Raw genomic sequence first — 17,080 nt, 5'->3', positions numbered from 1 at the left:
TAGAGATTAAAAATCTCTATTTTTTAATAACAAGTTTTTTACTAACAGCGTCTTTTCCGTAAGTTGCTTTGTAAGTGTATTTACTACCAACTTTAAGTTTGCTTACCATAGCTTTAGTAACTTTCCAGTAACCAATACCTTTAGCATTAGTTGTTACTTTGTAGGTTGTGCCTCTGAATTTAATTTTGATAGTTTTCTTAGCAAGATATTTACCATCAACTTGTTTCAATGCAACTTTAACTTTAGTAACTGTACTGGATTTTTTAACTGCTTTGTTAGCAACTTTAAGTACGTGAGTAACTTTTACAGTGTTTTTAACTTTTGCATCTCCGCAGGAAGCTGTAATAGTGTATGATTTAGGAGCAAGTTTAGTAGTTTTAAATGCGTAGGTTGCATAACCTTCTGCATCAGTAGTAACTTTCTTAGTAGCACCGTTGATTACAATAGTTACAGTTTCACCAGCAGCAGGTACACCATCTTTAGTTACAAGAACTTTGTAGGTTGCAGTACCAGAGTAAACAACTGCAATGTTTTTGTTTTCTGAAATTACGTATACAGGAACACGTACATTAATAGCAGCAGTTTGAGCATCTTCAGAGTATATAGCAGATCCACCATATACAACTGTGATGTTGTGGTCACCAGCAGGAATGTCTGCTACAGGAATAATAGCAGCACCATTAGTTACTTCAGCACTAGCAACGTATACACCATCGACATAAATTCCAACAGCTAAAGTAGCTTTATTATCAATAGTTACGATAACATTAGCAACTTCTCCTAAGGTAATGTTGTTAGTTTTAACAACTAAGTTAGAAGGTAATTTTGCAACAGTGAAAGCAATAGTGTTTTGTCCAAATGTTAAGTTTGCGTCACCGTCGTAAACAGCTGTGAAAGTGTAATCGGTAGCTTCAAGTACACCAATGTTGTAAGTACCAACACCATCAACTAAAGGAACAGAGATATTAGTATTTAAACTTACACTATCACCTGTTGCGTATGGGATAGTAATAGTAAGAGTAGCATCTTCACCAATAGTTTGAGTGTTAACAGTAAGAGTAATTACAGGAGTACCTTGAGCAACAGTTACATTACCCATTACAGTGGTTTTATCGAAATTATCATTTCCGCCGTAAGCAACAGCAATATCGTGAACACCAGCACCTAATACACCAAGAGGAACAACTACAGGTTCACCAGCAGTGAAGATACCTTCAGTAACAGGGAGAGTGCCCATAATTATAGTGTATGCACCATCAGCATTGCTTGTAACGGTTACAGAAGCTGCTTCTGGGTAAGTAGCATCATTACCTACAATAGTAATAGTAGGAAGACCTTTAGCTACAGTTAAGTTACCAGTTGCAGGATCAGCAACATAATCGTTACTATCATACTCAACAGTGAAAGTGTAATCTCCAGCAGGAAGTGCGATAAGAGCAATAGTGTTTTCACCAGCAACTAAATCTCCAGTAGTATTATAATACATAATACCGCCTTTAGCTACTTTAATAGTGTAAGTACCAGCTTGGCCAGCTTTTACAACTACAGTAGCAACATTAGGATAAGCTACAGGTAAAGCATTAGCTTCAATAGTAGTAACTGCTTTTGCAATTTGGAATACATCACTAGTATTAGTTACACCAGTGTAGTTTTCGTTTTCAAGATAGTTTACTTTTGCAGTGTATTTACCACCATCTAAACCAACGATAGCAACGGTAGTAGCATTGTTTGCTGCTACAGCACCAACATCAATAGATTTAACAACAACGCCAGAAGCATCAACTATATCAATAGTGAAATTACCAGCAGCATCACTAATGAATGTTACAGTAGCATTGTCAGGGTAAGTTCCACCAGTTACAGCAGTAACATTTACAAATGGAGTGAGTTTTGCTATGGTGATTGTAATCACATCAGTAACGCCAGCGTAAATACTGTTACCAGTGTAAGTAACATTAAGTGTGTATTCACCAGCAGGTAAGTTAGATCCTAAATCAAAGGTGTAGTTTTTATCACCGTCTACAGTTACACTACCAACATCAGAAATGATAAGAGTACCAGTAATAGTAGCTTCATCATTTAAATTACCGAAAGTAACATTTACTTTAGCATCGTCTTTATAGGATGCATTATTGAAAGCAACGTTAATTACAGGAGTAATTTTAGTAACGTTGAATGTAGCTTGTTCTAAACCACCGTTGAAGTTAGGGTCATTTAACACTACAGTAATTACGTGTTCACCAAATGCAGTAACTTTAGGTATGGTTACATTAGCAGTTTCATTTACTAAAGGTAATTCTTGTTCAGCTAATATATCACTACTTATTTTAACTGTACCAGTACCATAAGGAACAGTGACAACAATAGTTACGTTATCATATACACTGTAAGTATCTTTAACATCAATGTTAATTACAGGAGTAGCTTTAGCTACATTAAAGACATATTGAGCTTCGTCAACTGTGAAATTACCATCAAGAACTGCTTTATCTACAGTAGCTGTGTAAGTACCATACCCTAACATGTTAAGTGTTTGAGTAACACTTGCCATGAAACCAGGAGTTGTTTCAATAGTTACATTGAACTCTTGAGTGCCTACTTTAATAGTATAAGTACCACTTACATTAGCAGATACAGTAGCAGTAGCGTTTTCAGGGTAAGTAACGTTAGTAACTTCAATAGTTAAATTAACTTTAGCTTGATTAATTTTAACAGTTGCAATATTAGGGTTTAAGTATGGCATGTAATCTTTAATGTTAGCAGTTAATTTAACAGAATAATCACCAATAGGTAAAACATCTAAAGTTACATTACCTTTACCGTTTACAACATTTACAGTGTAATCTTTTTCAGCTACAGTTACAATATATTCACCATCAGTATCTGATTCAACAACAACGACAGCATCTGCAAGGTAAGGTACCACAACATTAGCTACAGTTGGGTGAACAGGACCATAAGTAACAACAACATTAGCTTGTTCAGTAACTTCTGTGTAATTAGCATTTTTACTAGTTACAGTTACTAAATATGCGTTGATAGGTAATCCTTCAAAGTCGACTGCGACATCTGATGAGTTAACAAATACTTCTTGAGTAGCATCTCCAACACTTACGATGTAAGTACCGTTAATATTACTATTTACAATGTGTACAGTAACATTTGCAGGATATTCTACATTTGAAACACTAATATCAAATGTGGTAGTGCCTTTTGCTACTTCAAATGTAGTAGTGTTGAATGGAGTTGCACTTAAATCATAATATATGAATGCAGGATCTGATTCAATAGGAACTACTTTAATTGTGTAAGTTCCAGCACCTAAAAGTGGTAAATCAACTGTTTTATCAGTGTCATCACCGTTAATGTAAGCTAAAGGAGATGTTGCATCACCAAGGTAAATTGCATAACCTTTTTTGGTTGTAGCTTCAGTACCTTTAACAGTAGCAGTGAGTGTTACTTGAGATATGGCTGTACCATCATAGGTAATGTTAGTAGCAGCAATACTGTATTCAAGTAAACCTTTGGTAACTTCGAAAGTCTTGTTAAGTTTTACAGGGTCATAATAATCAATAGTAGCAGCTACATCAATAGTGTAAGTTCCAGGAAGCAAATCATCAGTAATTGTAGTTTCTTTAGCTTCACCAGCATTTAAAGTTACAGGATAGGTATTAATTACAGTAGTACCATTAAGTACGGTAATAGTGTAAGCTCCACCAACAGTTGCATTAAGGATTACAACAGGTTTATTTGGATAGGATACATCATCAACTGTTAAATTAACATCAACAGTACCTTTATTTACAGTGAAGTCAAGTGTATCAACTTTAGAATTTGTGTAGTTGTCATTTTCAGCAACAATACCCCATAATGCTAAAGTGTATGTACCAGGTAACATTTCAGTGAAAGTTACATTACCAGTACCATTTACAACAGTTACATCAAATACATCAGCACTGGATTCTGAACGAATTTGGTATTTACCGTCAACATTAGCAGTTACATATGCAATACCTTTAGTAGGATAATCTACATTAGCAACAGTAAATGTGGCAACTACAAGTCCTTTGTCAATAGTGAAAGTAGTTTGGTTAGTTTCGGATGGATAAAGTTCCATAATACTTTTTACAGTAGCTGTATAAGGACCAGGAGCTAAAACATCGAAAGTTACACTACCAGTTCCATCAACAACATGTACAGTATAAACATCACCAGTTTCTATTATTGTTACATTGTAATCACCATCAACATCAGCAGTTACAACTGCAGTAGCATTATCAGGATAATCTGCACCCATAGCTTCGATAGTAAGACTTTTTACAGCGCCTTTTACATTAAATGCGTTGGAAGTAGTACTATTTGCGAAACTTACATCATCACCAGGATATGAAAGTACAGCAGTGTAAGTACCAACACCAAGGGTTACATTTAATTTACTTGGTTCAGTAGGGCTATTTATTAAAGAAATAGGAATTTCTTTAACGGTTACATTTTTAGCATCTTTAATAGCAATAGTGAAGTTTACTGGAAAACTTACATCTGCAAGATAATAAGGTTGATAAGCGCCTAATTCAATAGTGGTATTTTGACCAAGAGTAGCATTATCAATATCCTTAATACGAAGGTAAACAGGCCATTTTTCTGCTTCAAATGTGAAGTCAGTGGAATTAGGATTATAGTTGTAATTATCACCAAGATATGCTACATTAATAGTGTATTTACCTAATGCAGTAATTTTATCAGCAGGAATTACTAAACCATTATCTTCTCCATCAGTAAGTGTACCTGTTGCGATAGTTTCACCATTCATGGTAATTACTAAAACACCATTAGGACCTAGACCAGTACCATGATTTGATAAATAAACATCAAGATCTACTTCGCGGTTAACTAAAGCTACTCCATATGTAAGAGTAACATTAATTTGTGGAGTTACTTTAGCAATAGTGATAGTTTTGTTAATCTCTTTTTCTTCAATATTGGTTAAATCAGTAGGTGTGAAATAAGCATAAAGTGTCCAATCACCAGCTTCATCATTATAAGCAGCAGGAATGGTAAATTCAGCAACACCATTAGATACTGCTACAGTACCAACGAGATTACTGTCAAACCATAACTCAACATTACCCTCGTAATCTTTAACAGTCACATTTACTTTAATATCTTTAAATAACTCAACTTGACCAACAACAATAGTCATTTCAGGAACAGCTTGAGATACTTTGAATGTAGTATTAGTAGTACACTCTTCGTATTTGTCGTCTAAAGCTTTAACTGTAATAATCCAGTCAGCAGCGTCGAGTTTACCTTTATTAATAGTTGCAGTACCATTAGTTAAAGCAACGGTTTCGAAATTATCAGCATCGCCTACTTTTACTACAGATACACTAGCATTACCAACATCTTTATTTAAAGTAATAGTGAATGTTGCATTATTACCATAAGTAATGTTTTCTACAGCAATGTCAATAGTAGTAGTTAATTTAGGTACTGTGAATGGAACAGTATCAGCATAATTAGCATAATTACCATCAGAAATAAATGTAATTTCTAAATCATAAGATCCAGGTTGTAAATTTGCATCGAAAGAAGCTGAACCAGTTACATGAGTACTTTGGATATATGTGTCACTACCAATTTTTGCAGTTATATAACCAGCTGCATCACTTGGTAATGCAATGCTAATAGTTTGTTCACCAATTTTAGTTTGATCAACAGTTATGTTTTTATCAGTTATTACAATTGTTTTTGCAGCTACTTCAAATGCTGGTTGATCATTTTTAGTAGCAGCATTGAAGTTATCATCTCCACCATATTGGATTAAAACAGAGTAACTTCCAGTAGCAGCATTTTCAATTACATAAGTTGCAACACCTGTTTTATTAAATGTTAAGGTTTCTTTAATACCACCAGGAGTAATACTAATATTAACATCACCAGTAGCGTATAAATCACCAAGGTCATCATCATGGAATGGAGTTGCAGTTATAGTAAGGTTAACATTATCATTCCATTTTGGAGTACCAGGTGCAAAAGTTAAAGTTAAAACAGTATCTTGTTTTACAGGAGCTATATTAACAGTAGCAGATACAACATCAGCAGCTGCTAAAGCAGTGTTGGTAATTTCAACTCTTTGTTCGCCATAACTTTTTGCATTAGCTTTACCACTTACATTTCCAGCTTCCCATGTAGGAGTAGTTGTTACTGCAACATCATTGAATGTAACAGCCCAAGTACCTACACCATATTCAACTTCTACAATATTATTATTATCATCCACAATACGGGATGTTCTATAATTAATTTCTTTAAAGTTAGTAGCAGGGTCAACAGAAGCTTCAACATAAATTGTAGATTCACTAGTTAATGAACCAGCCATAAGTGTTGCAAAATACAAAGTTCCATTATATGCATTATTATCTAAAGATAATTTTCCATAAGATACAATTCCACCATGAGCAGTTTCACCAGCAATGTCAAAAATACAATTATTCACGGTTAAATCACCATGTGCAGTGATTGCTCTATTATCATAATTAAAATTATTATAAAATGTAACATTGTCTAAAATTAATGTACTACCAGACTCGGTATAAATAGCACCACCATGTTCAGAAATTTGGGAATTCCATACTGCATTTTTTAAAATCATATTTTTTAAAGTTAATGTACCAGCAGAATTAACAATAAATATTCCACCTTTTCCATCAGCGTCAATTGTATGTCCTTGACCATCAATAGTTCCAATTCTATCAATAGTAACTACAGTTTCACTTTCATTTCTTATATAATCAGAAGTTAATACAACATTACCAGCAGCAGCAACATCTGTACTAAGATCCGTAAAATTCTTTACACCATCTGCTATAGCCACATCCGTGTTAGATATGGACAGTGCATCATCGTCAGCTGCTCCTAAATCAGAAGCATCTTCAGCTGCACTTACAGCAGAGACAGATATAATCATTATTAAAAATATTAATAACGTTATCACCGATTTCTTCATATTTAAACCTCTTCGAATTCGAATCGTATTTTAAAATAAATATAAAGATTTACATTAAAATACAGTATTATATTAGATAGACATTTTATTTAAACTAATAGGTTTTTTTTCGTTAAAAAAAGACAAAAAATATTAAATAGACAAATAAATCATTTAAAATTTATTAAATGTTAACAATAAAATATCCAAATTTCTAGACAGTTGTATATTTTAAACCATTTTTGGTAAACATGAAAATGGGAAGAAAATTTGCAGAAATGTAAAAAATATTTTTATACAATATTTTCCGGCTATCCCTATAATAATATATATTATATATTAAAATTAAATCCCAATTCCCGAAAATGAAAAAACAATCATTGCCAAATGTTTAATAACATAGATAATTTAATAAAACCCACCCCATAATATATTATAATATGAGAATAATTTTAGCGGGAACAGGTAGTGCGGTTGGAAAGACAACAATATCTACCGGAATAATGAAGGCTTTAAGTGAAAAATATAATGTTCAGCCATTCAAGGTTGGACCCGATTACATTGATCCGTCATACCATACCCTTGCCACAGGAAACACTTCAAGAAACCTTGACTCATTTTTCATGAAAAAGGGACAAATCAGAGATTCCTACCTGAAGGCTATGGATAAAAAAGACATTGCAGTCATTGAAGGTGTAAGGGGACTTTATGAAGGAATCGATTCAATAAATGACATCGGCTCAACCGCAAGTGTTGCAAAGGCTCTGAAAGCTCCTGTGATTTTGATAATCAACTCAAGAAGTCTTGTTAAAAGTGCCGCCGCTTTGGTTTTGGGTTTTAAAGCTTTAGATCCAGAAATCAACATTGCCGGTGTTATCCTAAACAAGGTCAAAAACAAGGCACACTTCGAAAAGACCAAAAGGTCAATTGAAGAGATTACAAAAACCGAAGTCATCGGAGGAATCATAAGGGATGAGAGCATTTCAATCGAACAAAGGCATTTGGGCCTTGTTCCGGCAAGAGAAAGGGAAAACTCACTTAAGTTCATTGACCTGTGGAGTGATGTGATTAAAAACTCAATCGATTTGGACCGTCTTGTTGAAATTGCAAATACCGCACCGAAAATAACCTCTGAAATCATACCAATCTGGAACAAAGGCAATAGACAGCCTGTAAAGATTGCAGTTGCATATGATGAGGTATTTAATTTTTATTATAAGGAAAATCTAGAATCACTTGAAGCTAACAACGCTAAAATTCAGTACTTTTCACCATTAAATGATGAGGATTTGCCTGATGCTGACGGCCTGTACATAGGCGGAGGATATCCTGAGCTGTTTTCAAAGGAGTTATCTCAAAATAAAAGCATGTTGACACAAATCAAAGAGTTCCACTTGGAAAATAGACCGATATTTGCTGAATGCGGAGGCCTTATGTATCTTATGAATTCAATACATGACGACAGGCAGGTTGGAATCTATCCATACAAATCCGTCCTTACCGATAGGGTTCAGGCACTAAAATACACAATTGCCGAGGTAACCCAGGATAACATCATCTCCAAAAAGGGTGAAACCTTCAACGGTCATGAATTCCACTACTCAAAGGTAATAGTTAACGAACTTAAAAATCCTCTAGCATTTAAAATCACAAGGGGTAAAGGTTCATATAACCTTCAGGACGGTTTTATCGAAAAAAACACCCTTGCAAGTTATGTTCACACACATGTAGCTGCAATGCCTGATTTTGCAGCTAACTTCACAACATCTGCAAAGGAATTAGGAGATTAAATGAAAAGAGATTTTTTCAATCCCTTGATTGTTGTTGTGGCAATTCTTGCCTTTCTGGCGATGGGATATATCGGATCATTCAACTACCGATTCGAAGACCCGTTAAGCACAGGGGTAATCCTGACTGTAATATTTTCATGCATAATATTTACGGCAGGTGTTTTGGCCGTTAAATATAAGGTAAATATTGAAAACGTCAAGGACATCTCCTTTTTAAGTGAAAGACTGCTTTTAGGCTTAGCAATTCTTGCCCTGATCCTTCAAACAATTAACATGATTTTACTTGGAGGAATTCCACTTTTTGACAGCGTCTTAAAGTCAAATGCAACAACAAACATTTGGAGAGTTGCCTATCCTTTATTTTTAATAGCTTTAAATCTTCTTTTAGCTAAATACTACAACAGAAAATACCTAATCGTCATACTTCTAGGTGCATTAATCTTCGGTCTTAACGGTTATAGAACCTCTGTTTTGGGAATCTTGGGAAGTTCATTTATAACATTATACTACCTGGACAAGATTTCAAGAAAAGCGGGAATAATATTCATTGCAATAATAGCCGTTGGAATTATGGGTGTCGGATACATTGCATCACAGTCCATTGCAAACCAGACCTGGACATTAAATCCTTTGGAACTAATATTTTACAGGGCCGCCTTTACCCTGGAAGTATTTGAAAAGATAATGCCTCTTGCAGGAACCACAAACGGAAAAATATTAAGCATGATTTTCTCATCAGGAAGTCCGAGAACATTTATCGGCCAGTACGTCCTGCACTACGACGTGTGCCTGACATCAACACTGTTTGGACCTGTATATTTAGACTTCGGCCTGATAGGCCTTACAATTCAAATGTTATTTATGGGAGTGTTTTTAGGACTCATCCATAAACTAAAAAAAGGAATTGGAATAGGAATTTATTCCATAATATTAACACACACTATTATTTGGATAGAAACCGGACCAACAGACATTATGATATGGTTTTTATACCTAATCGGCCTTATTTACATAATTATACAAAGATTAAAATAATCAATATAATCAATGAAATAAAGAATACAAATGTTCCTCTGATAATGAATTCACTGTTTCTTTCTGTGTATAGGGATAAACCATAAGACATTAAAAGGGCAACAAACATTTCAATTAAACCTGTTATGCCAGCATCCATTTTAAGTAAGTTACCACAAATGTAAGCAATAATGTAGGCAACAATAACAACGAAAACGATTAAAACAATAGGATTGCTGATAAGTTTAAAGAATAGGGAATCAGCTCCGCCACCAATTAAATTACCTGAACTATATCCGGATAAACTGCGGGTAGTTTTTTGGCCCTTATTTAAAATACCAGACAACATGTTAGTTCTTGGCTCATCGACCTGTCTGTATAAAGTATTTTTGTAAACGTGCGGATTTTGATCTCTTCTCTGCATTAAATACTCCATATCTGATGCATCATAGGAGTATTCAGGATAATCCTCTTCAATATATCCTCCGTCATAATAAGAAGTATCCCCAACACCTTGTTGGTTCATATTGTCCTGATATCTCTTAGCCATTTCAACTAAATTGTCCCTGTCGACCAATTTGATGTTTTTTCTAAGAGCATAGTTTTTAGCTTGCTGTGAGAAATAACAGGAAGCAACAATAGTGACTTTGGAAGCTTTAAGGCTATCTTGGACCTGTTCCATTTCCCTTAAAACATCCACACCAATCTCAAATGTTTTATCATAATTCTTACATGCTACAACTACCCCAAAATCCCCAATTGTAGTAGGTAGAATAGCATAAATATCAACAACTCTTTGTGAGGTCTTAAAATTCTTATAAACCTTAAAACCTGAGTCCTCCATTACTTTCGCTATAAAATTAATCAATTGTGGTTTTTCCAAGTTTCCACCCTTAGTGTATTTTTGTTAATATTATAATTTATCTTATTTATGCAAGAATACCTCTACTTCTTTAAGCTGAGGATGAATTGCACAAAGAATATGAGTAGCACTTACTTCACAAATACTCTCTTACTAATTTTTAATATATGTATTAATTATTTAAATACATATTGTAAAAAACCATTATAATGTTTTGGGTAATCTGTTTGATGAAGGTTGTTATCATAAATAAAAAATTATTTAAAAAACAAACTACCCAAATTAATATATGAAAGCATTAATAAGTAATGATGATGGAATAACCGCATCAGGAATACTTGCTTCAAAAAAAGCGATTGAAAATTTATGTGATACTTATGTAGTGGCTCCTGAAATCCAACAAAGTGGAATAGGCCACGCAATAACATTATATGAACCATTAAGAGTAAATGAATACACACTTAAAGACGGAAGTTTGGGTTATGGTGTAAGCGGAACTCCAACAGATGCCGTTACACTAGCACTATTTGAAATCATGGATGAAAAGCCGGATTTGATGATTTCAGGAATAAACACCGGGTTTAACCTTGGTCAAGCTGAACTCACAACATCAGGAACACTTGGAGCTGCAATCGAAGCTGCAAGCTTTAACATCCCAACAATAGCAATTTCACTGGAAGTAACAAGGGATGACATCAAATTTGAAAACGGAGATGTTGAAATCGATTTTAGCTTTGCGGGAAAAATGCTAAACAAACTAGCAAAAATAGTTTTAAAAAAAGGTTTACCTGAAGGAATTGACCTATTGAATGTTAATGTCCCTGCAAACCCTTCAGATGAGAATTTTGAAGTTGTTAAATTGGGCCGTAGGATGTATACCCCAATAATTCACAAACGCTTAGACCCGCGCCACAAACCATACTATTGGATTGGCGGCATTCCATATGAATCAGATGCGCCTGGAAGCGATGGTTATGAACTAAAAAGAGAACAGAAAACTACCATAACGCCATTGAAAATTGATTTAACAAGTGATATGAGTTTATTAAAAGAATGGTTGGATTAAAATACTTACATGTTTAAATCTTTAAGTATTTTATCTCTTTCTTCACGAAGTTCATTTAAAACTTTTTCATCACTACAACCGTCTTTTTTAAGTTGGGCTATTGTACGAGTAATAGCTTCTAAAGTACTTTCTAATTGATTTATTGCCATGATTATATTATAAACATTAAAGTATTTAAAGATGAAACATTAATATTAATGTAGAATTACCAAGGATTTGAAAAAATGAGTGACGATGTAAACAAATTATTCAGACAATTTAAAAATAAAAACGTATCTGTAGATTTAAGAGGAGATTATCAAACCGAAGGAAAAATAATAGCAATAGATAACTACTTAAATCTTGTTTTGGAAAATGAAAACGGCCTTGAAACAATAAAAGGCGGAAATATCATATTCATAAGTATTAAAGAATAGACTCATTTTTTTAAAAAACCATCACTAAAAAAAAGAATTAAGAAATATTAACTTCAATGCCTAATATTTCTTTTTTTCCATTGTAAACATCCATCGCAATTTGAGCTGCACCAATAGCTCCGGATTCAGCTGAAATTACTTTTAGAGGATATTTATCTTTGAAATATTTATTAATTTCATCTGCAAAATTAAACGGTTCGGTTGCACTTCCAATAGATCCTGTTAAAACAATTCCTTCAATGTCATTTTTACATACAACATCCAAACCCGCTATCTCCATTGCAACAGTCATTATCAATGTATCAATAGCCAATTTTGCCTTTTCATCACCTACTTTGTAATTTGAAAGCAGTTGATTTTTCATGTTTGCCACTTTACCATCAATTCCAGCGATTTTAATGGCCCCCGCATGTGAAAAGCAATCGTTTGCAGACCTTCCGTTATCGTCAATGTCTCTGAGCATTTCCAAATCAAGTGGTCCGTGGACAACACCCATTGCACCCAGACATGCATCAATTGCACCTTTGATTTTTCCATCCTCTATTAGGATATCTACACTGTTTGATGAGATATCGGCAACGATGAAGTTATTCCATCCTGTTTCCTTTAAGGCATTGTATGAAATGCTTACCTTTTCAGGACTTGCCTGGTGTGAGTAAGCTGCTCTGAATAATTTATCTAGGGAAGTGGAATCCTTGTGAAGGCCAGGAATCATTATTGAATCAATATCCAACCTTTCAAGCTCTGAAAATACGGATGTTCCACCGCCAGTTACCTTACCTGCACCGCTGATTGACAATATTCCCCTGTCTTTTACTTTGGATGTAGGTATAATCTCGCTTATTCCATCACCCATCGCATAGGTGATTGCCATTAGCTTAACTGAACTTAAATCAACACGTTTTTTCAACTCTTCGGTTGCAGATACAAGACCCTTTTTGCTTTCCTCTCTTCCGATTTTAAATACATCAATAACCTCACCGGATGATGACATTATGCAAAAAGAGATTCCAGTAGTTCCATGGTCCATTCCAATAAATACCATTATTATCACAAAAAAATAAAATAAAAAAAGAAAAAAGACTTAATCGTCTTTTTGTAATCCACAAGCTTTTCTAAGTCTTTTACCAACAATTTCAATGTCTTTTTGACCTTCAGCAGCTCTCATTTCTTTTAAGTTAGCGCCGTTGGTAGCGTTTTCATCAGCCCATTGTTTTTTGAAGGTTCCATCTTGGATTTCTTTTAAGACTGCTTTCATACCGTCTTTTGCTTCTTGAGTAATGATTCTGTTTCCTCTAGTTAAACCACCATACTCAGCAGTATTACTTACATCGGTCCACATTCCAGCAAAACCTTTTTCATAGATTAAGTCAACGATGAGTTTTACTTCGTGACAAGTTTCAAAGTAAGCGATTTCAGGTTGATAACCAGCTTCAACTAAAGTAGTAAATCCTGCATTGATTAATTCAGTGATACCACCACATAAAACTGTTTGTTCACCGAACAAGTCAGTTTCAGTTTCTTCTTGGAAAGTGGTTTCTAAAACGCCAGCTTTGGTTAAACCACAAGCTTTTGCCATACCTAATGCAAGTTGTAAAGCATCTCCAGTAGCATCTCTTTCAACTGCTACTAAACCAGGAATACCGAATCCTTCTTCGTAGGTTCTTCTTACCATAGATCCAGGTCCTTTAGGTGCAAACATTACAATGTTTACGGTTTCATCAGGTTTGATTAATCCAAAGTGAATGTTGTAACCGTGGGAGAATGAAATGGTGTTTCCAGCTTCAACATATGGTGCGATTTGTTCTTTGTATACTTTTTCTTGGATTTCATCAGGAAGCAAGATGTGAATGATGTCAGCCTCTTTAGCTGCGTCTTCAATAGTTTTTACAGTCATTCCATCTTCTTGAACTAAGTTCCAAGAACTACCGTTTTCTCTAACACCAACAATAACATTAGCTCCACTGTCAGCCATGTTTCTGGATTGTGCTCTACCTTGAGAACCATAACCGATTACAGCAATGGTTTTTCCTTCAAGAGCGTCAGTACTTACATCTGCATCGTAATACATTTTCATTTAAAATCATCTCTTTAATCTTTAAGATATAGTAAAATATCACTTAATAAATATAATTTTCAATATTAATAAAACTAACCAAATCAAAAAAAAATTTAAAAATAGATGATTAGTAACCATCTACTAAAACTTTCAACTCACCGCTTACAATATCAATTATAAGACCATGTACCGGTACATCAGGAATCAATGGATGGTTTTTGATTTTTTCAACGACGTTTTTAACGTTTTCTTCTTCGTCTTCAAATCCTCCAATCCATTCGGCCAAATCATACTTGGCAATGTCTTCTTCAGCAATTCCACGTGCAAGCATTTTTTCTTTTAAAGCTTCAGCATCTGCACCGGCCATACCACATTCAGTATGTCCTACAACCAGAACCTCTTCACAGCCTAAATTATAAAGAGCAGCACCGATTGATCTGATTGCGTCTTCGCCGACAATTGAATTTCCTGCATTTCTTACGATTTTTGCATCTCCTCTTTTAAGACCAAGTGCAGGTTCAAAAAAGTCAATCAATCTGCAATCCATACAAGTTAGGATAGCTAACTTTTTAGCTGCATGGTGAGACATTTCCTCGCCCTCGAAGTTTTCAACAAATTTCTTATTATCCTCTAAAACATTTTCCAAAATAGTCATTTTATACTCCCCTTGCCATTGCTGTGAGGCCGGTACGTGAAATCTTTTTGATTCCATAACCTTCTACTAAAGATATGAATGCATTAATCTTTTTTGTATCTCCAGTCAATTCAATAATCAATGTTTCTTCGGTAACATCAACTATCTTTGCCCTGAAAATATTTGAATATTGCATTATTTCGGCTCTTGCCTTTTCATTAGGGATATTTACTTTAACAAGACATAATTCCCTTTTTACTGCATTTTTAGTAATATCTTTAATCTTGATAACATCAACTAACTTGTTTAGTTGTTTTGTAACTTGTTCTAGGCCTTTTGTATCTGCATGCACAGCAATTACCATACGTGATAGGCCTTCTACTTCTGATACTCCAACGGTTATGCTGTCAATATTGAAACCTCTTCTGTTAAACAAGCCTGCTACTTTCTGTAGAACTCCAGGCTTATCTTCAACTAATGTGGAAATAACATGGTATCCTTTCTCCATTTAATTCACATCCTTTTCAAGTTTATATTCACCAATCATCTCATTAATTCCAGCTCCTGGAGGAAGCATCGGAAGTAATTCATCTGGATCAACAACAATATCCAATAATATTGCTTCATTATCCTTAATAGCTTTAGATAAAGCATCTTTTGTCTCACCAGGTTTTGTAATTCTAACTCCATTTATGCCAAAACTTTCTGCGAGTTTGACAAAATCAGGACTATTGCCCAATAAAGTTTGAGAGTGTCTTTCATTATATAATAAGCTTTGCCATTGATATACCATTCCTAAAGTTCTGTTTTCTAGAACCACTGCAATTACAGGTATATCATATTCACGAACTGTTGCAAGTTCCTGACAAACCATTAAAAATCCACCATCTCCATTGATGGAAACGACAGGATCATCCGGACAAGCCACTTTTGCACCGATTGCTGATGGGAATCCAAAGCCCATAGTACCTAAACCACCGGATGAAATGAATTTACGTGGCTTTTGAGTGTCATAGAAATGAGCCGCCCACATCTGATTTTGACCTACATCGGTTGTAAGAATAGATTCTGGGGTTAAAACCTCTGAAATTTCCTTAATAACAGTTTGAGGTTTAAGTGGAACATCACTATAAGTTACACGAGGAAGTAAATCCTGTTTTCTTTGTTTTATCATGTTTGTCCAGTTAACAACATCCTGCGGTACGGTATAATCATTTAAAACCTTATTTAGGGATGACAATATGTTTTTAGCATCACCTACGATTGGTAGGTCCACATCAACATTCTTACCGATTTCAGCAGGGTCTATATCAATATGAATAACTTTTGTATCAGGAACAAAACTATCTAATCTACCTGTTGTTCTATCTGAAAATCTAATACCAACAGCAATTAATAAATCAGCTTCATTGATTGAATCGTTTGATACCTTACGTCCATGCATACCAAGCATTCCTAATGCCAAGTCATCAGTTTCGTCAATAGCTCCTTTTCCTAAAAGTGAAGTCATTACAGGAGCATTAATAGTTTCTGCAAGTTTTTTAAGTTCACAACATGCATTGGATATAATTACGCCTGCACCAGCTAAAATCAATGGTCTTTTAGCCTCTTTAATTAAATCACGAGCCTTTTTAATTTGCCTGATATTACCTTTAATGGTTGGATTATAGCCAGGCGTATCGATTAAAGTATCATCGAATTTGGTAAGTTCCCCTTCCTGAACCTCTTTTGGAACATCAATCAAAACAGGACCAGGCCTTCCGGTTTTTGCAATTTCAAAACTGGATTTGACCATTGAAGGAATTAAATCAGGATCTTTTGGCTGATAACTATGTTTAACAATGGGCATAGTTATTCCAATAATATCCGCTTCTTGAAATGCATCATTACCAATCAAATGAGTAGGAACTTGTCCAGTAATAGCTACAATTGGAGAAGAATCCATATAAGCAGTAGCAATACCGGTTACAAGGTTAGTTGCACCCGGACCAGAAGTTGCCAAACACACACCCACACGACCAGATGCCCTTGCATAACCGTCAGCTGCATGAGCTGCGCACTGTTCGTGTCTTACCAGTATATGATCCATATCTGCATCATATAACATGTCATAGAATGGTATGGTTTGTCCGCCAGGATAACCAAATATTGTCTTGACCCCCATATTTTTGAGGGATTCTATTATCGCTTCTCCGCCTCTCATTTTCAAAACCTTTATATCTATTATGCAATTACATATGTAAATGAAAATATA

Annotated in this window: 12 protein-coding genes; 4 read left to right on the top strand and 8 right to left on the bottom strand. The window is 34.7% G+C overall.

The window, feature by feature from the left end; translation table 11 throughout:
* Positions 1–16 precede the first annotated feature (16 nt).
* Positions 17–6,967 (bottom strand): Ig-like domain repeat protein, encoded by a 6,951-nt coding sequence (locus ACKI32_RS05950; RefSeq protein ID WP_407414487.1) that lies wholly within the window; start codon positions 6,965–6,967, stop codon positions 17–19.
* A gap of 458 nt (positions 6,968–7,425) precedes the next feature.
* Here ACKI32_RS05950 and cfbB point away from each other — a divergent pair, with 458 nt between their 5' ends.
* Together cfbB and ACKI32_RS05940 are read left to right on the top strand one after the other, a co-directional pair.
* The gene (cfbB, locus tag ACKI32_RS05945; RefSeq protein ID WP_407414485.1) at positions 7,426–8,775 is read left to right on the top strand and encodes a Ni-sirohydrochlorin a,c-diamide synthase; all 1,350 of its coding nucleotides are present in this window, start codon (positions 7,426–7,428) and stop codon (positions 8,773–8,775) included.
* The gene (locus ACKI32_RS05940) at positions 8,776–9,810 is read left to right on the top strand and encodes an oligosaccharide repeat unit polymerase family protein (RefSeq protein ID WP_407414483.1); all 1,035 of its coding nucleotides are present in this window, start codon (positions 8,776–8,778) and stop codon (positions 9,808–9,810) included. It abuts the gene before it with no gap.
* On the opposite strand, the gene ACKI32_RS05935 is transcribed toward ACKI32_RS05940, so the two are convergent.
* Positions 9,791–10,672, bottom strand: coding sequence for a restriction endonuclease (locus ACKI32_RS05935; protein WP_407414481.1), 882 nt, complete (start codon positions 10,670–10,672; stop codon positions 9,791–9,793). The genes ACKI32_RS05940 and ACKI32_RS05935 overlap by 20 nt on opposite strands.
* 268 nt (positions 10,673–10,940) lie before the next feature.
* Here ACKI32_RS05935 and surE point away from each other — a divergent pair, with 268 nt between their 5' ends.
* Complete coding sequence (gene surE, locus ACKI32_RS05930) at positions 10,941–11,717, top strand: 5'/3'-nucleotidase SurE (RefSeq protein ID WP_407414479.1); 777 nt, start codon at positions 10,941–10,943, stop codon at positions 11,715–11,717.
* A gap of 5 nt (positions 11,718–11,722) precedes the next feature.
* Here surE and ACKI32_RS05925 read toward each other — a convergent pair whose 3' ends face one another.
* Positions 11,723–11,866: a hypothetical protein gene (locus ACKI32_RS05925; protein ID WP_407414477.1), complete on the bottom strand. Its 144-nt coding sequence runs from the start codon at positions 11,864–11,866 to the stop codon at positions 11,723–11,725.
* Between the two features lie 75 nt (positions 11,867–11,941).
* Here ACKI32_RS05925 and ACKI32_RS05920 point away from each other — a divergent pair, with 75 nt between their 5' ends.
* Positions 11,942–12,133: an LSM domain-containing protein gene (locus ACKI32_RS05920; RefSeq protein ID WP_407414474.1), complete on the top strand. Its 192-nt coding sequence runs from the start codon at positions 11,942–11,944 to the stop codon at positions 12,131–12,133.
* Between the two features lie 37 nt (positions 12,134–12,170).
* On the opposite strand, the gene ACKI32_RS05915 is transcribed toward ACKI32_RS05920, so the two are convergent.
* The 5 genes from ACKI32_RS05915 to ACKI32_RS05895 all read right to left on the bottom strand — a co-directional run bounded on the left by ACKI32_RS05915 (position 12,171) and on the right by ACKI32_RS05895 (position 17,029).
* Positions 12,171–13,178 (bottom strand): methanogenesis marker 12 protein, encoded by a 1,008-nt coding sequence (locus tag ACKI32_RS05915; RefSeq protein ID WP_407414472.1) that lies wholly within the window; start codon positions 13,176–13,178, stop codon positions 12,171–12,173.
* Positions 13,179–13,217: 39 nt separating this feature from the next.
* Complete coding sequence (gene ilvC, locus ACKI32_RS05910) at positions 13,218–14,210, bottom strand: ketol-acid reductoisomerase (protein ID WP_407414470.1); 993 nt, start codon at positions 14,208–14,210, stop codon at positions 13,218–13,220.
* Positions 14,211–14,319: 109 nt separating this feature from the next.
* On the bottom strand, positions 14,320–14,847 hold the full coding sequence (locus ACKI32_RS05905) for a beta-class carbonic anhydrase (protein ID WP_407414468.1): 528 nt from the start codon (positions 14,845–14,847) through the stop codon (positions 14,320–14,322).
* Between the two features lies 1 nt (position 14,848).
* Entirely contained in the window at positions 14,849–15,334 is a 486-nt protein-coding gene (gene ilvN / locus ACKI32_RS05900; protein WP_407414466.1) for an acetolactate synthase small subunit, read from the bottom strand.
* Entirely contained in the window at positions 15,335–17,029 is a 1,695-nt protein-coding gene (locus ACKI32_RS05895) for an acetolactate synthase large subunit (RefSeq protein WP_407414464.1), read from the bottom strand.
* Positions 17,030–17,080 lie beyond the last annotated feature (51 nt).

This window comes from Methanobrevibacter sp. (assembly GCF_045611865.1).
Classification (GTDB): domain Archaea; phylum Methanobacteriota; class Methanobacteria; order Methanobacteriales; family Methanobacteriaceae; genus Methanocatella.
The sequence above is the reverse complement of the archived record's forward strand: the minus strand, read 5'-3'. Positions and strand labels throughout refer to the sequence as shown.